Here is a 24538-nt window from a genome sequence, read left to right on the forward strand (position 1 = left end):
CCCCTCAGCAGTACGGCGGCTGGTCGGTCAGGGAAGCCGCGACGCGCATCCACACGCCGAAGAGCCGGTAGAGCGCGGGCAGTTCGCCCTCGGCGCGGACGGTCCGGCTGTCGGTGGCGGTGACGCCGGGGATGCCGAGCAGCGTGGCGGGCACCGAGGCCGACTGCCAGCGGACGGTGAGGACGGACGGCCCCTGTGCCGCAGGAACCGGATCGCGTGGTGCGGTGAGGGCGGCGGTGACCGCCTCCTCGATCGCCTGCCGGGCCTCCGCCTCCGGGCGCAGCTCGGCCGCGAACCGGTCGCGCGCGTACTTCACCGCCACGGTGGTGATCGACCCGTCCCAGGCGGCGGCCTCCCCGCACGCCGCGTCGTCCCCGGTGAGCGCCACGACGGGGACGCCCAGCGCCGCCGCGGTGGCGTGGGCGAGTCCGATCTCGCCGACCGGCCGGCCGTCCAGCCACATGTCCTCGATCTCGTGCCCCATGAAGCTGTGGCTGAGCACGCCGGGTTCGCCGGCCCGGGAGTGGTAGCCGACGCAGACCATGGCGTCGTGCCCGGCGATGAGCCCTTCGAGCATGCCCATCCGCTTGGGCCTGCCCCGGACCAGCCGGACCGCGGGGTGCAGGAACTCGGGCAGCAGATTGCGCATGGGACCGTGGGCGTCGTTGACCAGGACGTCGGTGGCCCCGGCCGCGAGCGCGCCCCGGACCGCCGCGTTGACGTCCTCCGCCATCATCCGCCGACCGCGCTCGTAGTCCCGGCCGCCGGGCTGGACGTCGTCACGGTCGACGAGTCCGGTGATGCCCTCCATGTCGGCGCTGATGTAGATCCGCACAGTGCGTACTCCTCGGGCTTGATCGTCCGCAAGGACGCCCCGCCCGAGGAGTACGGTTCCGTCACAGCCGGGGGTCCACCGGTTCCGACTCCAGGGCGAGCACCCCGAAAACCGCCTCGTGGATCCGCCACAGCGGCTCACCCTCCGCGAGACGGTCCAGGGCCTCCAGGCCGAGGGCGTACTCGCGCAGTGCGAGGGAGCGCTTGTGGTTCAGGAACCGGCCGCGCAGCCGGGCGAGGTTCTCCGGGCGTGTGTACTCGGGACCGTAGATGATCCTCAGGTACTCACGGCCGCGGCACTTGATGCCCGGCTGCACCAGACGGCCGGCCGCACTGCGCACCACGGCATCCACCGGCTTGACGACCATGCCCTCGCCGCCGCGCCCGGTCATCTCCAGCCACCAGTCGATCCCGGCGCGCACCGACTCCGGGTCGCCGGTGTCGACGTAGAGCCGGCGGGTCGTCTGCAGCAGCCCGCTTCCGTCGTGCTCGACCAGCCGGTCGATCAGCGCCAGTTGCTCGTCGTGCGGCACCGCCGCGAGACTGCGGCCCTGGACCGCCAGCAGTTGGAACGGGGCCAGGCGCACGCCGTCCAGTCCCTCGGTCGTCCAGCAGTAGCGGCGGTACGCCGCCGTGAACGCCGCCGCGTCCGCCGCCCGTGCCTGCTGGCGCGCCAGCAGGTCCGTCACGTCCACGCCCCGCCGCGCCGCACCCTCCAGCGCGGCCAGCGCCCCGGGGAACGCCGCCCCGGACGCCGCGCCCACCGCCGCGTACTGCGAGCGCATCAGCCCGGAGGCCTTCAGCGACCACGGCATCAGCTCGGCGTCGAGCAGCAGCCAGTCCGTCTGGAGCTCCTGCCACAGGCCCGCCTCGCCTATCGCCGAGCGCAGCCGGCCGAGGATCTCCTCGGTGACCGCGTCGTCGTCGAAGAACGGGCGGCCGGTGCGGGTGTACAGCGACCCGGTGGGACCGTCGTCGCTCCCGCCCGTGCCCGGGCCGAAGGCACTCCCGACGCCGAAGCGCTTCCGTGCCGCCCCGGCGTCCCGGCACACCAGGGCCACCGCCCGCGAACCCATGTGCTTCTCCTCGCACACGACCCGCGCGACCCCGTCCTCCCGGTACTGCGCGAAGGCCTCGGCCGGGTGCTCCAGATAGCCCTCGACGTGGCTGGTCGCGGTCGGTGCCATCGTCGGGGGCAGATAGGGCAGCAGCCGCGGGTCCACCGCGAAGCGGCTCATGACCTCGAGGGCCGCCGCGGCGTTCTCCTCGCGGATCGAGACCCGGCCCGCGTGCCGGGTCTCCACGACCCTGCGGCCCTGGACGTCGGCGAGATCCAGCGGACGGCCGTCGTGGCCGCCGGGCGCCTCGCTGCGCAGGGGCCTGGCCGGCTCATACCAGACCCGCTCGGCCGGTACGTCGACGAGCTGCCGCTCCGGCCAGCGCAGCGCGGTCAGCTTGCCGCCGAAGACGGCACCGGTATCCAGGCAGATCGTGTTGTTGAGCCATGTGGCCTCGGGGACCGGGGTGTGTCCGTACACCACGGCCGCCCGGCCCCGGTAGTCCTCCGCCCACGGGTAGCGCACCGGCAGGCCGAACTCGTCCGTCTCGCCCGTGGTGTCGCCGTACAGCGCGTGCGAGCGGACCCGGCCCGAGGTGCGGCCGTGGTACTTCTCCGGCAGCCCGGCGTGGCACACCACCAGCCGTCCGCCGTCGAGGACGTAGTGGCTGACCAGGCCGTCGATGAACTCCCGTACCCGCTGCCTGAACCCCTCGCTCTCGCCCTCCATCTGCGCGATGGTCTCGGCGAGTCCGTGGGTGTGCTGGACCGTGCGGCCGCGCAGATGGCGCCCGAACTTGTTCTCGTGGTTGCCGGGCACGCACAGCGCGTCGCCGGACGCCACCATGGACATCACCCGGCGCAGCACGCCCGGGCTGTCCGGGCCGCGGTCGACCAGGTCGCCGACGAAGACGGCGGTGCGGCCCTCGGGGTGCGTGCCATCGGCGTAGCCCAACTTGGCGAGCAGGGCCTCCAGTTCGGACGCGCAGCCGTGGATGTCGCCGATGATGTCGAAGGGGCCGGTGAGATGGGTCAGGTCGTTGAAGCGCCTCTCGGTGACGACGGTCGCGTTCTCGACCTCCGCCACGCCTCGCAGGATGTGCACCTTGCGGAAGCCCTCGCGCTCCAGGTGCCGCAGGGAGCGGCGCAGTTCGCGGGTGTGGCGCTGGATGACCCGGCGCGGCATGTCCGCCCGGTCGGTACGGGCCGCGTTGCGCTCGGCGCACACCTCCTCGGGCACGTCCAGCACGATCGCGATCGGCAGCACGTCGTACTGCCTGGCCAGCTCGATCAGCCGGCGGCGGCTCTCCTGCTGCACGCTGGTGGCGTCGACCACCGTGCGGCGGCCCGCCGCCAGCCGCTTGCCCGCGATGTAGTGCAGGACGTCGAAGGCGTCCCGGCTCGCGCTCTGGTCGTTCTCGTCGTCGGCGACCAGCCCGCGGCAGAAGTCCGACGAGATGACCTCGGTCGGCCGGAAGTGCCGGCGGGCGAAGGTGGACTTGCCCGAGCCGGACGCGCCGATCAGGACCACCAGGGAGAGGTCGGTCACGGGCAGGGTGCGTCCCGTGGCGTGGGTCTCGGTCATGCGGCCTTCTCCTCCTTCGTGGTCAGCGTGAACACGGCCATCTGGGTGGGCGGCCCCACCTCGGGGTCGTCGGGTCCCACAGCGACGAACCGCACGTCGTAGCCATGCCGTTCGGCCACCGCGTCCGCCCACGCGCGGAACTCCCCGCGGGTCCATTCGAAGCGGTGGTCGCCACGGCGGACGTGCCCGGCCGGGAGGCTCTCCCAGCGGACGTTGTACTCGACGTTGGGGGTCGTCACGAGCACCGTCCGGGGGCGGGCGGCGCCGAAGACCGCGTACTCCACGGCGGACAGCCGCGGCGGGTCGACATGCTCGACGACCTCGCTGAGCACGGCGGCGTCATAGCCCTTGAGACGGCGGTCGGTGTACGCGAGCGAGCCTTGAAAAAGCCGCACGCGCGAGGCCTGCCGCTCGCCCATGCGCTCCAGCTTCAGGCGCCGGGCGGCGATGGTGAGCGCCCGCACCGAGACGTCCATGCCCACGATCTCCGTGAACCGGGCGTCCTTCAGGAGCGCCTGCACCAACTGGCCCTGTCCGCAGCCCAGATCGAGGACACGGGCGGCGCCGGACTCTTGGAGCGCGGCGATGATCGCCTCCCTGCGCAGCACCGCGAGCGGGGTCGGCTTCTCCTCGGTCTCGGCCTCCGCCTCGACCGCGTTGTCGATCTCCTCGACCTCGCTGTCGTCGGTCTCCGCGAGCCGCACCAGCTCCAGTCGCTCCCTCGCCTGCCGGGTCAGCGACCAGCGGCGCGACAGATAACGGCTGGTGATCAGCGCCTGCTCCGGATGACCGGGCAGCCAGCCCTCGCCCGCCCGCAGCAGCTTGTCGACCTCGTCGGCGGAGACCCAGTAGTGCTTGGCGTCGTCGAGGACCGGGAGCAGGACATACAGATGGCGCAGGGCCTCGGCCAGGGTCAGCGCCTCCGACTCCAGCACCAGGCGCACATACCGCGAGTCGCCCCACTGCGGGAACTCGGTGTCCAGCGCCACCGGTTCGGCGGTGACCGTCCAGCCGAGCGGCGCGAAGAGACGGTGTACGAGATGGGGGCCACCCCGGGCGGGCAGGGCGGGTATCTCGATGCGCAGGGGCAGCGGCTGCGCGGCGCGCTCGGGCAGGGCCGTGCACACCCCCCGCATCGCGGTCGAGAACACACCGCTCAGCGCCACGGCGAGCAGGGAGGAGGCCGCGTACGGGCGGTCGTTGACGTACTGCGCGAGGGCCGCGTCGGGAGCACCGCCACGGCCCTTGCCCTTGCCGCGCCGGACCAGTGCCACCGCGTCGACCTCCAGCAGCAGCGCCGCCGTGCAGCGCTCGGCGTCCGCCTCGGGGTAGAGGACGTGCGCGGTGCCGTAGGAGGTGGAGAACGCCTGCGCCTTTCCGGGGTGCTTGTGCAGCAGGAAACCCAGGTCGGCCGCCGGTCGTTCGGACGTGCCGGTGGTACTGATCGTCAGGAACATGCACCGAGTCTTCCGGCACCGGGCGCCGGCGACCACCGGTTTTCGGACGGCGCGCCCGGCCGGCCTGGGGCGGTGACCCGGCCGGGCTCCCTCCGGTCCGGGGCGGGGCCCCGGACCGGGCCCGGGGCTCGCTCGGGTCAGCGGAGCTGGGACTGGACCTGGGAGGAGATCAGCTCCAGGTGGTCCAGGTCGTGGAGGTCGAGGATCTGGAGGTAGATACGGCGGGAGCCGATCTCCTGATAGCGGCCGATCTTGTCGACGACCTCGGCCGGGGAGCCCGCCAGGCCGTTGGCCTTCAGCTCCTCGACCTCGCGGCCGATCGCGGCGGCGCGGCGGGCCACCTCCTGGTCGTCCTTGCCGACACAGGCCACCAGCGCGTTCGAGTACGTCAACGCGTCCGCGCCGCGTCCGGCCTGCTCGGCGGCCGCACGGACCCGGCCGAACTGACGCTCGCTGTCCTCGATCGACGCGAACGGCATGTTGAACTCGTCGGCGTACCGAGCGGCCAGCCGCGGGGTGCGGGTCGTGCCGTGGCCGCCGATGAGCACCGGGACCTTGGGCTGGGCGGGCTTGGGCAGGGCGGGCGAGTCGGTCAGGTCGTAGTACTTCCCATGGAAGCTGAAGGTCTTGCCGACCTCGGTCGCCCACAGCCCGGTGACGATCGCCAGCTGCTCCTCGAGACGGGCGAACTTGTCCTTCGGGAACGGAATGCCGTAGGCCTTGTGCTCCTCCTCGAACCAGCCCGCACCCAGGCCCAGTTCGACGCGGCCCCCGGACATCTGGTCGACCTGCGCGACCTGGATGGCGAGGACACCGGGGAGGCGGAAGGTGGCGGCGGTCATCAGCGTGCCGAGGCGGATGCGCTTGGTCTCGCGGGCGATGCCGGCGAGGGTGATCCAGGCATCGGTGGGACCGGGAAGGCCGTCCACGGCGCCCATCTTCAGATAGTGGTCCGAACGGAAGAACCCGTCGAAGGCCAGTTCCTCGGTGGCCTTGGCGACGGCGAGGAGGGTGTCATAGGTCGCCCCCTGCTGGGGCTCGGTGAAGACGCGAAGATCCATGCCTCCATCCTGCACGCTCGAACGCCCGGCGGCCTCGGCACTGCCGCCGGCTCCCGCGGAATCGGTCGGGTGAGATCCGTGAGACCGTCGACCTGCTCCCGGCCGGGGGGGAGGGGGTGTCGCTCAGCCCGCCGTTCTGTACCGCTCCCGTATCTCGCCGTCCCTGGCCGCCAGTCTGCGCAGCATCTCCCTGACCCGGTCCCTCGACTCGTCGGCCGCGTCTATGGCCTCCATGCACTGCCAGTACGTGCCCTCCTCGTCCGCCGCGCTCGCGACCGCGACCAGGGCCATGCCAAGCTCCGTGAGGAGGGTGCCGAGGTCGAGAAGAGCCGTGCGGGCGTCGCCGAGGTCCGTGAGCTGAGCCGCTCGCAGCTGCGCCACGTCGATGGAGGGTGTGTCCAGGACACCGCAGCCTCTGCCCGCCAGCTCCGTCAACCCCAGTGCCTCGCCCCGCAGTTCGGGCGGGCCCGAGACCGCCAGGCGACTGCCGATCGCCTGTGCCAGTGCGTAGGCCTGCCACGCCTCCGTCATGATCCTCGTCCCGTCCTCGCTCCCCGACAGGGCGCGCCTGCTCATCACGATGAGCCGCACCGCGTCCATGCGCTGCCCCCGCTCTGTCCCGACGCGCTCGCGCACGTCCAGCCCGAACTCCGTTGTCCACTACCCAGAGTGAATGCTCGCGGGACGAAAAGCCAGAGCTGGACCGAAATCTGTGGACAACATGCGGAGTGGGGACAACTCGGTGACTCCGGAGAGTGACTGCCGGATGGGCCTCCGGGGTGGCGGGGGGGCCGGGCGTCACCCACCCTGCCGGGGGCTGGGGCGGTTTTCGTGTCAGCCGTCTCCCGGAAGCGGGAACCTCTCCTCGTTGCGGTCGATCTTCGCGTCGAGCGCGGCCAGCGCGTCGATGCCGAGCACCTCGCACAGTTGGAGCAGATACGCGAGCACATCCGCCACCTCGTCCGTCACCCGATGCGCCGTCGCCGGGTCGTCCATCACCCGCGCGGACTCCTCCGGCGTCAACCACTGGAAGATCTCGACCAGTTCGGAGGCCTCGACGCTCAGCGCGGTCGCCAGGTTCTTGGGCGTGTGGTACGGCTGCCAGTCGCGGGCCGCGGCGAAGTCGGCGAGGCGCCGCTGCAGCCGTGCCACATCGAGCCCCTCGCCTCGTCCCGGTTCGGGTGCGGGTTCGGGTTCCGGCTGGGGTTTGGGTTCGCTTTCCGGTGTCACGGGCTCAGGTCTACCACCGTCACCCCGTCCGTCTCCGTCGCCCAGCGCGCCTCACTCACCGCTCCTACCAGACGGACATGGCCGCGTTCGCACATCCGCGCCGCCAGCCGGAGCAGTTCCCGCGTCTGCGTGGGGTCCAGGCAGCGGTCGAAGCCGTCCGCCAGCACCGTGAGGGTCTGCATCGCCGCCGGCACCTCCCCCACCGGGTCGACGTCGAGCACGCCCGGACCGGTGAGGAGCACCAGGGCCAGGGCCACATAGCGCAGTTCGCCGTCGCCCAGGAGTTCCAGCGGTGTCCGCAGCCCGTCGCCCCGGTCGAGCAGGGCACGGACCCTGCCGTCGCCGAGCGGTTCGGCCAGCAGGTCGGCGACCGGTCCCGCGCATCCGGCACCGACCGCCGAGGCCAGCAGAGCGTGCCGCCTGGCACACTCCTCACGGGTACGCCACAGGACGTCGGCGAGGTTGTCGCACCCGGGCAGCAGCCGGCCCGCTCCCGACGGGACGGGGGCACGCATCCGGCGGGGACGCGGGTCGCAGGCGAAGACCGAGCGCAGGGCGACCACCATCTGCTCGGCCGCGGCGAGCACCCGGCGCTGGCCCTCGGTCTTGCCCGCGACCCGCAGCGGCAGCAGGGCGGTGCCGAGGCGGTCGTCCGGGAGCGGACCCCGCGTGACCGGTGCGGAGCCGGCCGTGTGCCAGGCCGCCTGCACCGCCGCCCGGCCCGGATCGCGCAGGGCTGTCTCCAGCAGCACCAGCCCGCCCGAGGTCAGCCGCTCACCGACGATGCGCAGGTCGGGCTCGGCCTGCACCGCGAGGTCGAGCCGCACGGGTCCCTCGGGGCCGTCGGCCGTGCAACCGATGCGGAAGCCCCGGCGCCGCTGGGCGTCGGGCCGCGCCCGCTCGGGCACGCAGCGCGCCGGGTCCGGGAACGCCTCCCCCAGCTCGGCGCCGCCGCCGAGCCGCGCCAGCGCCTCGTAGGCCTGCAACACCCGGGACTTGCCCGAGCCGCTCGGCCCGGTCAGGAGCGTCAACGGGCCCAGCGCGAAAACGGCCCGCCGGTGCCCGGCGAACGCGGACAGCCGCAGCTCGGTGACGCGGGGGCGGCCCGGGCCCTGGTCGGGAACGCGGGGCCGGTCCGGACGCGGATCGATGGAGCCGGGCCCGTTGGGCGGGAACAGCGCGGGTAAGGCGGTCATGTCCGGGACCGTAGGGGCCCGCGGCCCGGGCGAACCGTTCCGCCCTCACACCCTTCCTACGATCGGGCGACCTCAGCAGCCGCACGACGACGACGGACGCCCATCGGCACCCCGGCGAGGCGATCCGGCAACCCGGCAACCCGACGACCCGGAGATCCGGAGATCCGGAGATCCGGCGAGGCACCCCGACAACCCGACAACCCGACAACCCGGCACCCGACGACCCGGCGACCCGGCGACCCGACGTCAACGGCCGGCACCCGGCGTTCAGAGGCCGGGGACTCCCGCCCCCTCCATCAGGCCCCGCACCTCGGTCCCCGGCGGGGTCAGGAGGAAGACATTGCGGTCGACGCGGTGCATCCCGCTGGCCAGACCGAAGACGACACCCGTGCTGAAGTCCAGCACCCGCTTGGCCACCTCGGTCTCGGCGCCCGTGAGGTCGAGCAGCACGGGCACGCCCGCCATCAGCGTCTCGGCGACCTCGCGGGCGTCCGCGAACACGTTGACCCGCAGGACCACAAAACGGCGGCGGGCCTCGGTCGGCGCCTCGGGTATGGACCGGTGGCCGACCGAGGACGGCCAGGCGTCCCGGCCACGCAACGGAACGACCTGAGCGAGCCCTTCCCACTGTTCGTCGGTGACATCGTGGCTGTTCACCGGCCCTCCCCGCTGGCTCGCACTCATCGTCTGCACCGGCCAATTCTTACGCATGGTCACCCGTTCGGCCCAACAGCGACACGGATCGCGACGCCACCGGTGGCCGCTTCGGACGCATCCGCCGCTCCGGCCACCGCGGCTATAGGGGTCGTTTCCGCCGCTCCGGCCGCCACGGCCGCAGCAGTCGTTTCCGCCGCTCCGGCCGCCGCGACCGCAGCAGTCGTTTCCGCCGCTCCGGCCGCTTGGGTCGCAGTGGGCGCTTCCAGGCGCACCATGCATTCAGACCGCACCGGTCACTCCGACCGAAGCGGCCGCTTCCGCCGCACCGCGCTCCCCTGGCACCGCCCGCGCGCCCCCTCACAGCGTCCGGGCGCCCCCTGTGCAGCGCCCGTAACCCCTCAAGATCGAGGCGTGTGACATCCGCGTAACCGCCGGTTCCTACGGTCGTCGTCATGACCACCAGTCCCGGAACGCGGCGGGTACGGACCGTCTGCTCGTACTGCGGCGTCGGCTGCGGGATCGTGCTCGACGTCGCGACCGGCGCCGACGGCCGCCGCCGCGTCGTCAAGGCGTCCGGCGACAAGGAGCACCCGGCCAACCGCGGCCGGCTGTGCACCAAGGGCGCGACCACCGCGGACCTGCTGGCCGCCCCGGGGCGGCTGACCACGGCACTCGTCCGCGCCGACCGCGGTGCGGAGCCGGAGCCCGCGTCCGTCGACGCGGCGGTCCGGGCGACCGCGCACCGGCTGCGGGAGATCGTGGACCGGCACGGTCCGGACGCGGTCGCGTTCTATGTGTCGGGGCAGCTCAGCCTGGAGGCGCAGTATCTGGCCAACAAACTCGCCAAGGGCTTTGTGCGGACGAACCGGATCGAGTCCAACTCACGGCTGTGCATGGCGAGCGCGGGCGCGGGCTACAAGCTGTCGCTGGGTGCCGACGGACCGCCGGGGTCGTACGACGACCTGGACCAGGCGGACGTCTTCCTGGTCATCGGCTCCAACATGGCCGACTGCCACCCGATCCTCTTTCTGCGGCTGATGGACCGGGTCAAGGCGGGTGCCAGACTGATCGTCGTCGATCCTCGGCGCACCGCGACCGCGGCGAAGGCCGATCTGTTTCTCCAGATCCGGCCAGGGACCGATCTCGCCCTGCTCAACGGCCTGCTGCAGCTGCTGCACGAGGCCGGTCACACGGACGACGCCTTCATCGCCCGGCACACCGAGGGCTGGGAGGCGATGCCCGGCTTCCTCGCCGACTATCCGCCCGCGACCGTAGCGGAGATCACCGGTCTCGCCGAGCGCGACATCCGGGAGGCGGCGCGGCTCATCGGCGAGGCGAAGGAGTGGACCAGCTGCTGGACGATGGGGCTCAACCAGTCCACACACGGGACGTGGAACACCAACGCGCTCGTCAATCTGCATCTCGCGACCGGTGCGATCTGCCGCCCGGGCAGCGGTCCCCTCTCGCTGACCGGTCAGCCCAATGCCATGGGCGGACGCGAAATGGGCTATATGGGGCCCGGGTTGCCGGGGCAGCGCTCCGTGCTGGTGCCCGAGGAGCGAGCGTGCGTCGAGGAGTTGTGGGGGCTGCCCTCCGGCACGCTCCGCGCGGACGGGACCGGACGCGGGACCGTCGAGATGTTCCGGAAGATGGCGGACGGGGAGATCAAGGCCTGCTGGATCATGTGCACCAACCCCGTGGCGTCGGTGGCGAACCGGAAGACGGTCATCGAGGGGCTGGAGGCCGCGGAGTTCGTCGTCGTGCAGGACGCGTTCGCCGAGACCGAGACCAACGCGTACGCCGATGTGGTGCTGCCCGGCGCGCTGTGGGCCGAGGCGGAGGGCGTCATGGTCAACAGCGAGCGCGGGCTGACGCTCGCGCGTCCCGCGCTGGACCCGCCGGGTGAGGCGACGGCCGACTGGCGGCTTGTCGCCGCCGTCGCACGGGAGATGGGGTACGCGGACGGGTTCTCGTACGACAGCGCGGAGGAGATCTTCGAGGAGATCAGGCGGGCCTGGAACCCGGTGACCGGCTGGGATCTGCGAGGGGTGACGTACGGGCGGCTGCGGTCCGGCCCCGTGCAGTGGCCGGCCGCGCGGGAGGACGGCCCGGCCCGCAATCCCATCCGGTACGTCGAGGGCGGGCTGTCCTTTCCGACACCGAGCGGGCGGGCGGTGTTCCACGCACGGCCGCATCTGCCGCCCGCCGAACTCCCGGACGACGACTTCCCGTTCCTGCTCAACACCGGGCGGGTGCAGCACCAGTGGCACACGCTGACGAAGACCGGGAAGGTCGCCAGACTCAACAGGCTCAACTCGGGGCCGTTCGTGGAAGTGCATCCCGAGGACGCCGCGGCGCTCGGGCTCGCGGAGGGCGACCGGGTCGAGGTCGCCTCGCGGCGCGGGCGGGCCGTGCTGCCGGCGGTGGTGACGGACCGGGTGCGGCCGGGGTGCTGTTTCGCGCCGTTCCACTGGAATGACCTGTTCGGCGAGTATCTGAGCGTCAACGCGGTGACCAGCGACGCGGTGGACCCGGTGTCGTTCCAGCCGGAGTTCAAGGCGTGCGCCGTATCGCTGACGAAGGTGGCGGGACCGGTCCCGCCCGCAGGGGGCCCGCAGGCCGCAGTGGCCTCGGCGGCCGGTGCCTCCCTCGCGGACCCGCCCGCCGCCGACGGCCACGCTCGCGCCGACGCCTCCGCACCGGGCACTCCCCCGTCCCCCGCCGCCTCGGCCGGCGCCCCCTTCGGTTTCGTCCCCTCCCCGCCCCCGGTCCTGACCAGCCGGGAACGCCGGTATCTGACCGGGTTCCTCGCGGGCCTCGGTTCCGGCGCGCCGGGCGTGCCCGTACTGCCGCCGGACGCACCGTTCAGCGCCGAGCACGCCCTGTGGGTCAACGGCCTTCTGGCCGGCCTGTACTCCAGGTCCGGGAGCGCACCCGCGGAGCAGGCGGGCCGCGAGGTCGTCGTGCTGTGGGCCTCGCAGACGGGGAACGCGGAGGAGTTCGCGGCCGCCACCGTACGGCGGCTCACGGAGACCGGACACCGGGTGACATTGGTCGGCATGGACGAGACCGATGTCCGTCAACTTCCCCTCGGGGCCGACCTGTTGCTCATAACGAGCACGTTCGGCGACGGGGAGCCCCCGGACAACGGCTCCGGGTTCTGGAGCGACCTCTCGGGCCAGGAGGCCCCACGGCTCGACGGCGTGCGGTACGCCGTGCTCGCCTTCGGGGACTCCTCGTATGACGACTTCTGCGGGCACGGACGCCGGCTGGACGCGCGCCTGCACGAGCTGGGCGGGGTGCGCCTCGCGCCGCGCACGGACTGCGAGCCCGACTACGAGCCGTCGGCCGGGGCCTGGCTGGAGGAGGTCCTCGGCGCCCTCGGCGGCACGCCATCGGCGCGGGACCCGCAGGCGCCCGGCACGGGAGCACCCGCCGCACCAGTACCGGGTCCGCGGCCCCCGCTACAGACGGCCGAGGGCGCGAGCGAGCCGGCCCCGGCCGCCACCGGGGCCGGGAAGCCCTCCCCGGCCACCGCCCGCCTCATCGGCAATCGGCCGCTCAGCCGGCCCGGTGCGGGCAAGGAGGTGCGGCGGTTCACCTTCGACACGAGCGGGACGGACCTCTCGTACGAGTCCGGGGACGCGCTCGGGGTGTACCCGGTCAACTCCCCCGCCCTTGTGGAGGAGTGGCTTGAGGCGACGGGGAACGACGGCTCCACGGCGGTCCAGGCCCCGGAGGGCGACGGGATTCCCTTCGCCGACCTCCTGCTGCGGCATCTCGACATTACCCGGATCACCCCGGACCTGCTGCGTTTCGTCGCCGACCGCACCCGTGACGACCGGGAACTACGGCAGTTGCTGCGGCCCGACAACAAGGACGGCCTGGCGCGCTGGTCGTGGGGACGGCAGGCCGTCGACGTGGTGGCGGAGCACGGGGTGAAGGCGTCGGCCGAGGAGTGGACCGGAGTACTCAGGCGACTGCGGCCCCGGCTGTACTCGATCTCGTCGAGCCCGCTCGTCGACCCGCACCGGGTGTCGCTGACGGTGTCCGTGGTGCGCTACGAGGGCCTGGGCGGGCGGCGCCGGGCCGGAGTCTGCGGCGGCTTCCTCGCGGACACCGAGCCGGGCACGCCGGTACCGGTCTTCGTACAGCGCTCCCCGCACTTCCGCCCGCCGGCCGACGGCTCGACGCCGATGGTGATGGTGGGACCCGGGACCGGAGTCGCGCCCTTCCTCGGTTTCCTCCAGGAGCGCCGCGCATTGGGGCACAAGGCGCCGAACTGGCTGTTCTTCGGCGAGCAGCACCGCGCCACGGACTTCTACTACGAGGACGAGCTGTCCTCGCTCCACCGGGAAGGCCTCCTCACCCGGCTCGACACCGCCTTCTCCCGCGACCAGCGGGCCAAGGTGTACGTCCAGGACCGGATGCGCGAACACGGCCCGGAGCTGTGGCACTGGCTGCTGGAGGGCGCCTGCCTCTACGTCTGCGGGGACGCCTCCCGCATGGCCAAGGACGTCGACCGGGCGCTGCGGGACATCGCGGCCGTGCACGGCGGGCTGAGCGAACCGGAGGCGGCCGCGTATGTGAAGCAACTGGCCGCCGAGAAGCGCTATCTGCGTGACGTCTACTAGGGTGCGCCGCCGGCTCCCGCGGCCTCCGTCGAGCAATCAGCAGGGCGGCATCGTCAGGGTGCAGGGGATGCCGGCGTGTGAGGCGGAGCGGTGACGGGATCGGTCAGGAATCGAGAAGCGGCGGCCGCCGCGCAGCCCCTAGCGTGACGGCCATGGCAACCACCGCATCCACGACGTCCATCACGTCCGTCACCCTCGAGGTGGCCGACCCCGATGCCGCCCACCGCTTCTACAGCACCTTCGGAGTGGACACGCACATACGTCTGCGGGCGTCCGAGGCGCATTCCACCGGATTCCGCGGCTTCACCCTGGCGCTCACGGTGTCCCGGCCGGCCACCGTCGCCGGCTTCCTCGGCAGCGCCGTGGACGCCGGCGCCACGGTGCTGAAGCCCGCCGAGAAGTCGCTGTGGGGCTACGGCGGCGTCGTCCAGGCGCCGGACGGGACGATCTGGAAGGTCGCGACTTCGGCGAAGAAGGACACCGGCCCGGCCACCCGCGAGATCGACCGGATCGTCCTCCTGCTCGGTGTCGAGGACGTGAAGGCCAGCAAGGAGTTCTACGTCGGCCGGGGCCTGACCGTGGCCAGGAGCTTCGGAGGCAAGTACGCCGAATTCGCCTCCGACGAGTCCAGCCCCGTCAAGCTGGCGCTGTACAAGCGCCGCGGCCTGGCCAAGGACCTCGGCGTCCCCGCCGACGGCACCGGCTCGCACCGCGTCGTCCTCGGCAGCACCGCCGGCCCCTTCACCGACCCGGACGGATTCGCCTGGGAGGCCGCCACGTCGCTCGTCCCCGCGCCCTCCAGGCAGTCCGCCCTGACCTGACTCCCGCCCGGAACTCCCGCCCCGCCCTGCGCCATCCCTGTACGAGAGGAAATCTGCCATGCAGCACACGAAGTCGTCCGCCGAGAACTCCGGCACGGCCGCCGAGCAGTACAGCGGATTCACCGCCGACGAGCGGGCCGCGATGAAGGAGCACGCGCAGGAGCAGAAGAAGGCGGCGGCGCGGCGCGGTTCGCGGGAGGAGAAGGAGGCGGCAGCGGAGCGGGATGTGCTCGCGAAGATCGCCGAGATGCCGGAGGCGGACCGGGTCCTCGCCGAGCGGATTCACGCCATCGTCAAGGCCGCCGCTCCCGACCTCACGCCGAAGCTCTGGTACGGCATGCCCGCCTACGCCAGAGACGGCAAGGTCGTCTGTCACTTCCAGAGCGCGCAGAAGTTCAAGTCGAGGTATGCCACGCTCGGATTCAGCGACCAGGCGGCGCTCGACGACGGCGTCTTGTGGCCGACCGCCTACGCCCTGAAGAAGCTGACCGCAGCCGACGAACAGCGCATCAGCGCGCTCGTCGAGAAGGCGGTGGGCTGAGGCCGGCCGGGGCGGGACCGGCGCCGGGAGTCGGCTGCCGCAGCCGCGGCAAAACCACTTCCAGCAGCCGGGACGGCATCCGCCCCCCTGGTCTCCAGTACCACCGGAAGGTCGCCCTGGCGGTGCCGCTCGGCTACAGCCGGGGTCCGGCCCTGGACCAGGATCGCCTTCCGAGGATGAAGAGCAGGATCACCGCGGCCGGAAGTGCCGTCCGGGGGGCCCGGCGGCGACCGCGTCGGCCAGGTCCTCGGCCTCGGCCAGGCGGCGGGCAACATCGACGCGTACTTCTTACTGCCCTCACACCGGACTCTTCACCTCCAGGGGGTCGACGTTCATCCAGTCCGCTTACGTTCCGTGGCGTGCAGTTGGCAGAAGTGAGGCCCTCGACAAGCAGCCGATGGGCGCGTCTGCGGCCCCTGGTGGCGCCGGACGAGCCGGAACGGACTCCCGCGCAGTGGCATCGCGTGCTGACACTGCTCGCGGACATCAGCCTGTTCATCGGCACCCGCGACGTGTGGACCTCCGCCGCCAGCCACCAGCCGTTGATCGCCGCGGTCATCTCCCTGTGCTACGCGTCGATCCTGGTCACCGGCGTGCTGACACTGGTGGTACGGAACAGCCGGTCGCTGGCGCGGCTCGACCTCGTCGTCCTGGTGACGGCGGTCATCCTCGCCTACTGCGCGCTGGCCGTGAAGCACGGCTTCAGCGACGAGTCGATCCTCACCACACAGGCCGCCCGTGAACTGCTCCACGGCCACCCGGTGTACGGGCAGCCGTGGCCCTGGCTGTTCGGCCACGGTATCGCCTACACCCCGACGGTCACGGGCGGTTACGACTACACCTACGGCTACCCGCCGCTCACCGCCCTGCTGACCGCTCCCCTGCTCTGGCTCGGCCACGGCGCGATACCCGAGACCCTGGTCACCACGACCGCGATCACCCTCGGGGCGGTCGTCATGTGGAGGATGCTGCCGACGCCGTGGCGCTCGGCGGCCACCATGGTGTGTCTCGGCTTCGGCATGGTCCCGACCTATGCCCGGCTCGGCTATCCGGCGGTCGTCGCGCTCGCCCTCCTGATCCCGGTCGTGGTGCGCTGGACGCGCATGGGCGCGGGCGGCCCGGCCGACTGGGTGCGGGCCGCATGTCTGGGCGCGGCCTGCGCCACCCAGCAACTGCCCTGGTTCCTGGCACCGTTCCTGCTCGCCGGGGTCTTCGCGCTGCGCCGCAGTGAGCTGGGCATGCGCGGGGCCGCCGCGGCGGTGGGACGCATCGTCGGCATAGCCGCCGGAACCTGGCTGCTGATCAACGTGTACTTCATCGTGAGCGAGCCGCGCACCTGGCTGTCGGGCATCGTGCTGCCGATCACCCAGGGCGCGGTGATCCACGGCCAGGGCCTGGTCGGCATCTCCCTGTACTACACCGACGGCAGCGACCGTCTGACCTGGTACTCGCACGCCAGCATGCTGCTGCTCGCGGGCCTGCTGGTGCTGTTCGTGCTGTTCGTGCGCCGGCTGGGACCGGCGGCGACCGTGCTGCCGTGGTGCGCGTTCTTCCTCGCCACCCGCTCGCAGGACGGCTACTACCTGCTGATGACGCCGCTGTGGCTGGCGGCCGCCGTCACCGTGCCGCCCACGGCCTTCACCACCGCCTGGCAGCCCCGGCTGCTGCACGGGCGGCGGGTGGCCCGGATGGTGGTGGCCGGTGCCCTGGTGGCGCCCTCGCTGGTGGCCGTGGCCGTGGCGGCGACCGGCCGGCCGCCGCTGCGCATGCGGACCACCGCCGTCTCCCGGACACCCCTGACGGTCAGCACACTCGGGATCCAGGTCCGCAACAGCGGGGACGCGGCCCTGCAGCCCCACTTCATGGTGACCACCGGGCAGGGCATGAGCCGGTACTGGACGGTGCTCGACGGCCCCTCGTCCGTCGCCGGTCATACGACGGCCACCTACCGGATCCAGGCGCCGGGCGGCAGCTTCGTGATCCCCAAGAAGGGCACCCGCATCCGGCTGCGCGCGTTCTCCGCGTCACCGATGACCCTGTCGAGCCAGGACATTCGCCTGGAGCGCGAGCAGGTGCCCTTGAAGGGGTCGAAGGATGCCAAGGGCTCGAAGGGGTCCAAGGGCTCGAAGGGGCCGAAGACCTCGAAGGGCGCGACGAGCTGAGAGGGCTCCAGGGCCGCGTACGGCCGAGGGGGCCCGAGAGACGCGAGCGCTCGAACTGATCGCTCGTCACGTCCCGTGGGCGGCCGCCCCGGCGTGCCGGCGGCCGACAGGGATCGACACGCGGTGTACATCCCGTCCCGCCGGCGGAACCGACGCCGGCGGGACGGGATCCGGTCACTCGGAGGCGGCGCCGGTGCGGCCACGGCCGCGGACGAACGCGAAGCCGGCGGCGGCCAGGCCCAGAACGCCGACGACCAGGCCGGCGATGCCTAGCCCCCGGGCCGTGGAGTCACTGGTGGAAGTGGCCTTCGTGACGGCCGCGCCCGCCTTCCCGGTGGTGCCGCTGCCGGACGAAGCCGCCGTCGAGGCGCCGCCCTCGGCCGTGCCCTCCGCCGTTCCCTTGGCCGTGAGCGAGAGGACCGGCGCGGGGTTCTCCGGCTCCGCCCCGCCCTTCGGCGTCTCCTCGATCCAGCGGACGACATTGCCGTCGGAGTAGGTCTGCAGCGTCTTGAAGGTCAGCTGGTCGGTGTCGTCGGGCAGCTGACCGAAGGCGACGTGGAAGTCCTGGTACTGGCCGTGCCGGATGCGCCCGCCGGACCAGGTGACCTCGGAGACCGCGTCGGTGATGGTGCCGTCGTCCGTCTTGACCGGCGTCTTGAGCCTGGTGGTGGTCACCTGGGCGGTCCAGCCGTCCTCGGGGGTGACCAGCACGCCCAGCACCGGGTGGTCGGTGGGCAGGAAGACCTGCACCTTCGTGGTGGCGGCGGTGTCCTCCTCATTGGGGACGCGGAAGGTCAGCACGCCGTCGGTGGCGCCCTTCGCGTAGCTCTCGGGGTGGACGGTGACATGCGCGAAGGCCGCGCCCGCCGCGGCGAGGACACCGCCGGCGGTGAGGGCGGCGACGGTGCCGGCGCGGCGCAGGGTGATACGCAGGGGGGACATGGGTGGTGGCGCTCCGTACTCGTGCTCGGTTTTTGGGGGTTCAGATCGTGTACGAGGCAGCCGGGGGCGGTCCACGCCGGGACAGGGCGTGGCGGAGCAGCGCCTGCCGGAGGGGGCGGCGCGGGTGGGCGTACGGACGCGGGAGCCGGGCGTACGCGGGCAGGGGCGCCCTGCGCCACCAGGCGACGAGACGCGGGACGAATGCCACGGCCTTGCGCAGCAGGGACCACAGGGCGGCTTCGCCGCGCCGCAGGCACCAGGCGGCCAGGAGTGCGGCAGTCAGGTGCGCGGCGATGGCGTGCGAGGTCATGGCAGGCGGCTCGGCCGCCATAGGCATGCCGTGCGCCATGCCCGCCATGTGCATCGCCATGCCCGGCATCTGCATCGCCATGCCCGGCATGTGCATCACCGTGTCCCGCGGCCCGACCGCGTCGAAGACGAGGTGCAGCCCGCCCTGCACGAGGAGCATCGCGAAGCCGATGCCGAGGAGCGAACGCTCACGTCCGGCGAGCAGGGCGCTGCCCGCGAACACGGGCAGGAATCCGGCCGCGTCCACCCACAGCGCGGGCACCGCGCCGGTGGCCAGTGTGTGCCCACCGGCGGCCAGCAGGACGCACACGACGGCGAACACCGCCGCGCGCACGCTCCGCACCGCCCAGGACACACCCATGGGGTGGGATCCTGCCATGCGGGCGGAGACGGCCACGCCGGATTCCGCAGATCCGGCGCGCCGGAGGCCGTCCGGGGCGTGTTGCGGCCGGGTCGACCGGGGCGCCTATCGTGGCGCCCATGCAGTCCTACACAATCGGGCAGGCCGCCCGTCTGCTCGGGGTGAGCCCGGACACCGCCCGGCGGTGGGCGGACGCGGGCCGGGTGGCGACCCGTCGCGACGAGAGCGGGCGCCGGGTCGTCGACGGCAGGGATCTGGCCGCGTTCTCGGTGGAGCTGGCACGCGGCGACACCGGCGAGGAGGACGCCCCCTCGTACACCTCCGCCCGCAACGCCTTCTCCGGGATCGTCACCGCCGTGAAGCTCGGTGATGTGGCCGCCCAGGTGGAGATCCAGGCGGGTCCGCACCGCCTGGTCTCGCTGCTGACCCGGGAGGCGGTGGAGGAACTCGGCCTGGAGGTCGGGATGGAGGCCACCGCCCGAGTGAAGTCGACGAACGTGCACATCGACCGCCCGTGACGCCCCTTCGGGAGTGCCGCCGCTCCGGCCGCGCGTGACCCGCCGGACGGGTGGGAGGTGCCGCGGTCCGGCGGAGAGGAGCCCCGTAGGAACGCACATGCGGGCCTCGGTGCGCGATCACCCAGCTCATGCGATGCCGCAGCGGACTTTCGGATGGCATCTGCGTCAGTATGATCGGCGTATCGGAGGGGTCCGGGGGATCTCTCTCGCGACGAACAGAGGGAGTGGACCCGTGATGACCTCTTCCGTGCGCCTCGGCCGCCGGATGCTGCACATGACCGGTGCGGTGGCCGCCGCGCTGCTGGCCCTGAGCGCCTGTTCCTCCTCGTCCGGCTCCGGGTCCGGCTCGGGCTCCGGCTCCACGAGGAGGCCGGACTCCTCGGCGGCCTCGTCGCAGAAGCCGTCCGGTACGGTCACCGTCTTCGCCGCCGCCTCCCTCAAGGAGAGCTTCACCACCCTGGGCAAGCGGTTCGAGAAGGAGCACCCCGGCACGCATGTCGTCCTCAACTTCGGCGGCAGCGACACCCTCGCCGCGAGCATCACCGGCGGTGCCCCCGCCGACGTCTTCGCCGCGGCCAGCCCCAAGACCATGGCCATCGTGACCGACAAGAAGGACGCGGCCGGCACCCCGGCCACCTTCGTGCGCAACCAGCTGGAGATCGCCACCCTGCCCGGCAACCCGGACAGGCTCGCCTCCCTGAAGGACCTCACCAAGTCCGGCCTGAAGGTCGTGCTGTGCGACAGGACCGTCCCCTGCGGCGCCGCCGCGCAGAAGGCGCTGGACGCGAGCAAGCTGAAGCTCACGCCGGTGTCGTACGAGCAGGACGTCAAGAGCGCCCTGACAAAGGTGGAGCTGAAGGAGGCCGACGCCGCGGTCGTCTACAAGACCGATGTGAAGGCGGCGGGTGACAAGGTGGAGGGCGTGGAGTTCCCCGAGTCCGCCAAGGCCGTCAACGACTACCCGATCGCCCTGCTCAAGAACGCCCCCAACGCCGAGGCGGCCAGGGCGTTCATCGCCCTGGTGCGGTCCGACGAGGGCCGCAACGTGCTGACCCGGGCCGGGTTCCTCCAGCCGTGACCCGCACCGGCACCTCCGACACCGCGGCCGGCCCCCTGTGGGGCGGGCCGCGGCGCGGGCGTGCCCGGGGGCCGGGGGTGCCGCTGCCGCTGCTGCTGCCCGCGCTGGCCGGCCTGGCGTTTTTGCTGCTGCCGCTGGTGGCTCTGCTGATACGAGCCCCGTGGCGCACCCTGCCGGCCCAGCTGACCAGCACAGAGGTGTGGCAGGCGCTCCGGCTGTCCCTGGTGAGCGCGACCGCCGCCACCGCGCTGAGCCTGGTGCTGGGCGTTCCGCTGGCGTGGCTGCTGGCTCGTACGGACTTCCCGGGGCGGCGCCTGGTACGGGCCCTGGTGACGCTGCCGCTCGTGCTGCCCCCGGTGGTGGGCGGTGTGGCGCTGCTGCTGGCGCTCGGGCGCAACGGGGTGGTGGGGCGGTGGCTGGACGCATGGTTCGGGATCACACTGCCGTTCACCACGGCCGGTGTGGTGGTGGCGGAGGCGTTCGTGGCGATGCCGTTCCTGGTCATCAGTGTCGAGGGCACACTGCGGGCCGCCGATCCGCGATACGAGGAGGCCGCCGCGACGCTCGGCGCATCCCGTTTCACCGCTTTCCGCCGGGTCACGCTGCCGCTGGTCGCGCCGGGCGTCGCGGCCGGTGCCGTGCTCGCGTGGGCCCGGGCGCTCGGCGAGTTCGGGGCCACGATCACCTTCGCGGGCAACTTCCCCGGCCGTACGCAGACGATGCCGCTGGCCGTCTACCTGGCGCTGCAGAACGACCCGGCGGCTGCGATCGCGCTGAGCCTGGTGCTGCTGGCGGTGTCGATCGCGGTCCTGGCGGGGCTGCGGGACCGTTGGATGACGGGGCCATGACCGGCCGTCCTACGAAGAGCCAGGCGGCCCCGCGATGACCGGCCGCCCCACGGAAGCATGGGCGGCCCCGCGATGACCGGCCGCCCCACGGAAGCATGGGCGGCCCCGCGATGACCGACATCGACGACACCACGGCCGCTCGGGGGGCCGGCGTCCGTGCGGAGGGCCTCGACGCCCGGCTCGTGGTCGACCGCGGCTCCTTCCGCCTGGACGTCGCGCTGTCCGCCGCGCCGGGCGACGTCCTCGCCGTACTCGGCCCGAACGGCGCGGGCAAGACCACCGCGTTGCGCGCCCTGGCCGGTCTCGTCCCGCTCACCGGCGGCCATCTGCGCCTGGACGGCAGGGCCCTGGACCGTACGCCGCCTGAGTCCCGCCCGGTCGGGGTGGTCTTCCAGGACTACCTGCTCTTCCCGCATCTGTCCGCGCTGGACAACGTGGCCTTCGGCCCGCGCTGCCGGGGCGCGTCCAGGGCGGAGGCGCGCCGGCAGGCCGCCGCGTGGCTGGACCGCATGAACCTCGCCGACCACGCCGGCGCCAAGCCCCGGAGGCTCTCCGGCGGCCAGGCCCAGCGCGTCGCCCTGGCCCGCGCCCTGGCCATCCGTCCCCGGCTGCTGCTCCTGGACGAGCCGCTCGCCGCGCTCGACGCCCGTACCCGGCTCGATGTGCGCGCCCAGCTCCGGCGCCATCTCGACGAGTTCGAGGCGGTCGCGGTGCTGGTCACCCATGACCCGCTGGACGCGATGGTGCTCGCCGACCGGCTGGTCGTGATCGAGCACGGCCGCGTCGTCCAGACGGGCGCCCCCGGCGAGATCGCCCGCCGTCCCCGTACGGACTACATCGCGCAGCTCGTCGGCCTGAACCTCTACCGGGGGCATGCCGACGGCCACACCGTGCGGCTCGACTCCGGACCCGCGATCACCACTACGGAGGACCTCGCCGGGCCCGTCTTCGTGGCGTTCCCGCCGGCCTCCGTGACCCTGTACCGGGAGCGGCCCGGCGGCTCCAGCGCCCGGAACCTGTGGCGCTGCGAGGTCGCGGGGCTCGAGACTCACGGTGACCAGATCCGCGCCGACCTCACCGGTGAACTGCCCCTGGCCGCGGACCTGACCACCGTCGCCGCGGCCGAACTCGGTCTCCAGCCGGGCGCCACGGTCTGGGCGACGGTGAAGGCGGCGCAGACGCACGCGTATCCCGCCTGACGCGCCGCGCGAGCGCCGCACCGGCCACGCCCCCGACTGCGGCTACGGTGGTCCACCGGGACGGAATCCGACCTTTCCCGGAGTTGCCGTGTTCCCCACTCCCCCACCTTCCGCGAGGCGCGCCCATGCACCTGAGCATCCGCAACCGGATTCCCGGCATCGTCACGTCCGTCACCCCGGGCGAGGTCATGGCGACCGTCAAGGTGAGACTGGCCGGAGGTCAGGACATCACGGCGGCGGTCACCGCGGAGGCCGTGGACGAGCTGGACCTCGCTCCCGGAGCCTCCGTGTCCGCCCTGGTCAAGTCCACGGAGGTCGCGCTCGCCACGGCGGCGGTGGAGGGCGTGTCCATCCGCAACCAGCTCCCCGGCACCGTCGACGGCGTCATCACGGGCGCGGCGATGGCTTCGGTGAAGGTCGCGATCGTGGGCGGCACACTGACGGCCGCGATCACCAGGGACGCGGCGGACGACTTGGGACTCCTGCCCGGCTCTACGGTCGTCGCCCTGATCAAGTCGACGGAGATCTCGCTCGCCACCTCCTGAGCGCACCCGACGGCTCCCCCACACCCGGGCGGTGGCCGCGAGCCGCGTCACTCACTCGTGACGGTGATCGAGGGAACGCCGGCCACCCCGTTCTCGTCTACAGTTCAGTAGACGTCTACATGTGTGTAGTCGGACGCCGGTGGCGGCTTGTCGCGCCCCGGCCTCCCGGTACGGAAAGGCGCGCGACGATGGCGACATCCCTGTCCCTGGGCTCACAGCTCGCGGTGAATGTGCTGGACGCCCAGTCCCTGCTGGCGGCCTTCGGCGTCCTGGGGGTGGGCGTCGTGATGTTCGCCGAGACGGGGCTGCTGATCGGCTTCTTCCTCCCCGGCGACTCCCTGCTGTTCACGGCGGGCCTGCTGTGCACCGGCTCCGGCCGGCACGGGGTGAAGCTGTCGCTGCCCGCGCTGCTTGTCGCGGCGGCCGTGGGCGCGCTCGCCGGGTCCCAGTGCGGCTATCTGCTCGGACGCAAGGCCGGCGGCGCACTGCTCGCCCGCAGCCGCTCGGCCCGGCTGCACGAGGGCGCGCAGCGCGCCGAGGAACTCCTCGAGCGGTACGGACACGCGAAGGCGATCGTCCTGGCCCGCTTCGTCCCCGTGGTGCGCACGGTGCTCAATCCGATGGCCGGCGCGCTGCGCGTGCCCGTGCGGACCTTCACCGTCTGGCAGATGGCCGGCGGCCTGGTGTGGAGCCTCGGCCTCACCCTCGCCGGGTACGCGCTCGGTTCGTCGGTGCCGAACGTCGACAGATATCTGCTGCCGATGATCGCGGTGATCGTCGCGGTCTCGCTGATCCCCCTCGCCCTGGAGTTCCTGCGCTCCCGCCGTGCCGCCAAGGAGAGTGTCCGCGGATGATGTACGCCTTTGACGGTTCGTCGATCGACGGCCCCGCCTACACCGATGTGGTGGACCTGGCCCACCGCGCCCCCTCCTGGCTGGACTCCCTGGTCTCCGCCTGGTCGGCGTACGGGCTCGGGCTGTTCGCCGCGCTGATGCTGGCCGGCTGGTGGAGGGCGCGGCACGCCGGTTCGGGTCCGGGCCTGGTCGCTCTTGCGGTGCCGCTGGTGGCCGTCCTCGGGTACGCGGTGAACTCGGTGGTCAAGCTGCTGGTCCGTGAGGACCGCCCCTGTCAGAGCCTGCACGTCGTGACGCTGGAGGCGTGTCCGGCGCCGGGCGACTGGTCGTTCCCCAGCAACCACACGGCGATAGCCGCGGCGGCCGCGGTCGCCCTGATATTCGTCTCGCGCCGGATCGGTTACGTCGCGCTGGTGGCGGCGGGCGCGATGGCCGTTGCCCGGGTGTGGGTCGGCGCCCACTACCCGCACGACGTGGTGGCCGGGTTCGTCGTCGGAGCGCTTGTCTCCTCTGTCACGATGATCCCGCTGAGCAGCCGCCCGGACACCCTGGCCCGTCGCCTGGAGAGCACCCGGCTCCGCCCTCTGCTCACGGCGTCCGCGCCCGAGTCGGAAACCGCCTCGGAGCGGGTCGACACCGCCGCCTAACC

Annotated in this window: 21 protein-coding genes; 11 read left to right on the forward strand and 10 right to left on the reverse strand. The window is 72.6% G+C overall.

Features of this window, described 5'->3' with window-relative positions:
* Nucleotides 1–4 precede the first annotated feature (4 nt).
* The 8 genes from ACIP94_RS13040 to ACIP94_RS13075 all read right to left on the reverse strand — a co-directional run bounded on the left by ACIP94_RS13040 (nucleotide 5) and on the right by ACIP94_RS13075 (nucleotide 9077).
* Nucleotides 5–835, reverse strand: coding sequence for a M55 family metallopeptidase (locus ACIP94_RS13040; protein ID WP_402423771.1), 831 nt, complete (start codon nucleotides 833–835; stop codon nucleotides 5–7).
* Nucleotides 836–896: 61 nt separating this feature from the next.
* Nucleotides 897–3476: a polynucleotide kinase-phosphatase gene (locus ACIP94_RS13045; protein ID WP_402423774.1), complete on the reverse strand. Its 2580-nt coding sequence runs from the start codon at nucleotides 3474–3476 to the stop codon at nucleotides 897–899.
* Complete coding sequence (locus ACIP94_RS13050; RefSeq protein WP_402423777.1) at nucleotides 3473–4933, reverse strand: 3' terminal RNA ribose 2'-O-methyltransferase Hen1; 1461 nt, start codon at nucleotides 4931–4933, stop codon at nucleotides 3473–3475. Before ACIP94_RS13050 ends, ACIP94_RS13045 begins: the two co-directional genes overlap by 4 nt.
* Nucleotides 4934–5070: 137 nt before the next feature.
* Complete coding sequence (locus ACIP94_RS13055) at nucleotides 5071–5994, reverse strand: LLM class F420-dependent oxidoreductase (RefSeq protein ID WP_402423780.1); 924 nt, start codon at nucleotides 5992–5994, stop codon at nucleotides 5071–5073.
* A 123-nt stretch (nucleotides 5995–6117) separates the two neighbouring features.
* Complete coding sequence (locus ACIP94_RS13060; RefSeq protein ID WP_402424270.1) at nucleotides 6118–6594, reverse strand: DUF6099 family protein; 477 nt, start codon at nucleotides 6592–6594, stop codon at nucleotides 6118–6120.
* Between the two features lie 234 nt (nucleotides 6595–6828).
* Nucleotides 6829–7146: a nucleotide pyrophosphohydrolase gene (locus ACIP94_RS13065; RefSeq protein WP_402424273.1), complete on the reverse strand. Its 318-nt coding sequence runs from the start codon at nucleotides 7144–7146 to the stop codon at nucleotides 6829–6831.
* Between the two features lie 74 nt (nucleotides 7147–7220).
* Complete coding sequence (locus ACIP94_RS13070) at nucleotides 7221–8420, reverse strand: AAA family ATPase (RefSeq protein WP_402423783.1); 1200 nt, start codon at nucleotides 8418–8420, stop codon at nucleotides 7221–7223.
* 267 nt (nucleotides 8421–8687) lie between these two features.
* Nucleotides 8688–9077: a cell division protein SepF gene (locus ACIP94_RS13075; RefSeq protein ID WP_402423786.1), complete on the reverse strand. Its 390-nt coding sequence runs from the start codon at nucleotides 9075–9077 to the stop codon at nucleotides 8688–8690.
* 452 nt (nucleotides 9078–9529) lie between these two features.
* Between ACIP94_RS13075 and ACIP94_RS13080 the strand changes: the two genes are divergently transcribed.
* From ACIP94_RS13080 to ACIP94_RS13095, 4 genes are all read left to right on the forward strand, one after another.
* On the forward strand, nucleotides 9530–13711 hold the full coding sequence (locus tag ACIP94_RS13080; protein WP_402423789.1) for a molybdopterin-dependent oxidoreductase: 4182 nt from the start codon (nucleotides 9530–9532) through the stop codon (nucleotides 13709–13711).
* 152 nt (nucleotides 13712–13863) lie between these two features.
* Nucleotides 13864–14532: a glyoxalase gene (locus ACIP94_RS13085; protein ID WP_402423792.1), complete on the forward strand. Its 669-nt coding sequence runs from the start codon at nucleotides 13864–13866 to the stop codon at nucleotides 14530–14532.
* Between the two features lie 58 nt (nucleotides 14533–14590).
* Nucleotides 14591–15073 carry an iron chaperone gene (locus ACIP94_RS13090; RefSeq protein ID WP_402423795.1) on the forward strand — a complete coding sequence of 161 codons (483 nt, stop codon included), beginning with the start codon at nucleotides 14591–14593 and terminating at the stop codon, nucleotides 15071–15073.
* A 359-nt stretch (nucleotides 15074–15432) separates the two neighbouring features.
* Entirely contained in the window at nucleotides 15433–17235 is a 1803-nt protein-coding gene (locus tag ACIP94_RS13095; RefSeq protein WP_402423797.1) for a hypothetical protein, read from the forward strand.
* Nucleotides 17236–17409: 174 nt separating this feature from the next.
* On the opposite strand, the gene ACIP94_RS13100 is transcribed toward ACIP94_RS13095, so the two are convergent.
* A complete protein-coding gene (locus ACIP94_RS13100) occupies nucleotides 17410–18177 on the reverse strand; it encodes a YcnI family protein (protein ID WP_402423800.1) in 768 nt (255 codons plus the stop codon).
* Between the two features lie 40 nt (nucleotides 18178–18217).
* Complete coding sequence (locus ACIP94_RS13105) at nucleotides 18218–18847, reverse strand: hypothetical protein (protein WP_402423803.1); 630 nt, start codon at nucleotides 18845–18847, stop codon at nucleotides 18218–18220.
* Between the two features lie 119 nt (nucleotides 18848–18966).
* Between ACIP94_RS13105 and ACIP94_RS13110 the strand changes: the two genes are divergently transcribed.
* The 7 genes from ACIP94_RS13110 to ACIP94_RS13140 all read left to right on the forward strand — a co-directional run bounded on the left by ACIP94_RS13110 (nucleotide 18967) and on the right by ACIP94_RS13140 (nucleotide 24536).
* Nucleotides 18967–19365, forward strand: coding sequence for a molybdopterin-binding protein (locus ACIP94_RS13110; protein WP_402423806.1), 399 nt, complete (start codon nucleotides 18967–18969; stop codon nucleotides 19363–19365).
* Nucleotides 19366–19600: 235 nt separating this feature from the next.
* Nucleotides 19601–20443, forward strand: coding sequence for a molybdate ABC transporter substrate-binding protein (modA, locus tag ACIP94_RS13115; RefSeq protein WP_402423809.1), 843 nt, complete (start codon nucleotides 19601–19603; stop codon nucleotides 20441–20443).
* Nucleotides 20440–21291, forward strand: a complete 852-nt coding sequence (locus ACIP94_RS13120) for an ABC transporter permease (RefSeq protein ID WP_402423812.1) — start codon at nucleotides 20440–20442, stop codon at nucleotides 21289–21291. Before modA ends, ACIP94_RS13120 begins: the two co-directional genes overlap by 4 nt.
* Nucleotides 21292–21401: 110 nt before the next feature.
* Nucleotides 21402–22490, forward strand: a complete 1089-nt coding sequence (locus tag ACIP94_RS13125) for an ABC transporter ATP-binding protein (protein ID WP_402424275.1) — start codon at nucleotides 21402–21404, stop codon at nucleotides 22488–22490.
* Nucleotides 22491–22615: 125 nt separating this feature from the next.
* On the forward strand, nucleotides 22616–23035 hold the full coding sequence (locus ACIP94_RS13130; RefSeq protein ID WP_402423815.1) for a molybdopterin-binding protein: 420 nt from the start codon (nucleotides 22616–22618) through the stop codon (nucleotides 23033–23035).
* 188 nt (nucleotides 23036–23223) lie between these two features.
* Nucleotides 23224–23889 (forward strand): DedA family protein, encoded by a 666-nt coding sequence (locus tag ACIP94_RS13135; protein WP_402423818.1) that lies wholly within the window; start codon nucleotides 23224–23226, stop codon nucleotides 23887–23889.
* Nucleotides 23886–24536, forward strand: coding sequence for a phosphatase PAP2 family protein (locus ACIP94_RS13140; protein ID WP_402423821.1), 651 nt, complete (start codon nucleotides 23886–23888; stop codon nucleotides 24534–24536). Before ACIP94_RS13135 ends, ACIP94_RS13140 begins: the two co-directional genes overlap by 4 nt.
* Nucleotides 24537–24538 lie beyond the last annotated feature (2 nt).

This window comes from Streptomyces sp. NPDC093261, from assembly GCF_044753645.1.
Classification (GTDB): domain Bacteria; phylum Actinomycetota; class Actinomycetes; order Streptomycetales; family Streptomycetaceae; genus Streptomyces.

Coding starts and splice junctions, on each gene's coding strand:
- ACIP94_RS13045 (WP_402423774.1), bottom strand. CDS start 3,476: ATGACCGAGACCCACGCCACGGGACGCACCCTGCCCGTGACCGACCTC.
- ACIP94_RS13050 (WP_402423777.1), bottom strand. CDS start 4,933: ATGTTCCTGACGATCAGTACCACCGGCACGTCCGAACGACCGGCGGCC.
- ACIP94_RS13055 (WP_402423780.1), bottom strand. CDS start 5,994: ATGGATCTTCGCGTCTTCACCGAGCCCCAGCAGGGGGCGACCTATGAC.
- ACIP94_RS13060 (WP_402424270.1), bottom strand. CDS start 6,594: ATGGACGCGGTGCGGCTCATCGTGATGAGCAGGCGCGCCCTGTCGGGG.
- ACIP94_RS13070 (WP_402423783.1), bottom strand. CDS start 8,420: ATGACCGCCTTACCCGCGCTGTTCCCGCCCAACGGGCCCGGCTCCATC.
- ACIP94_RS13080 (WP_402423789.1), top strand. CDS start 9,530: ATGACCACCAGTCCCGGAACGCGGCGGGTACGGACCGTCTGCTCGTAC.
- ACIP94_RS13085 (WP_402423792.1), top strand. CDS start 13,864: ATGGCAACCACCGCATCCACGACGTCCATCACGTCCGTCACCCTCGAG.
- ACIP94_RS13090 (WP_402423795.1), top strand. CDS start 14,591: ATGCAGCACACGAAGTCGTCCGCCGAGAACTCCGGCACGGCCGCCGAG.
- ACIP94_RS13100 (WP_402423800.1), bottom strand. CDS start 18,177: ATGTCCCCCCTGCGTATCACCCTGCGCCGCGCCGGCACCGTCGCCGCC.
- ACIP94_RS13105 (WP_402423803.1), bottom strand. CDS start 18,847: ATGGGTGTGTCCTGGGCGGTGCGGAGCGTGCGCGCGGCGGTGTTCGCC.
- ACIP94_RS13110 (WP_402423806.1), top strand. CDS start 18,967: ATGCAGTCCTACACAATCGGGCAGGCCGCCCGTCTGCTCGGGGTGAGC.
- modA (WP_402423809.1), top strand. CDS start 19,601: ATGACCTCTTCCGTGCGCCTCGGCCGCCGGATGCTGCACATGACCGGT.
- ACIP94_RS13125 (WP_402424275.1), top strand. CDS start 21,402: ATGACCGACATCGACGACACCACGGCCGCTCGGGGGGCCGGCGTCCGT.
- ACIP94_RS13130 (WP_402423815.1), top strand. CDS start 22,616: ATGCACCTGAGCATCCGCAACCGGATTCCCGGCATCGTCACGTCCGTC.
- ACIP94_RS13135 (WP_402423818.1), top strand. CDS start 23,224: ATGGCGACATCCCTGTCCCTGGGCTCACAGCTCGCGGTGAATGTGCTG.
- ACIP94_RS13140 (WP_402423821.1), top strand. CDS start 23,886: ATGATGTACGCCTTTGACGGTTCGTCGATCGACGGCCCCGCCTACACC.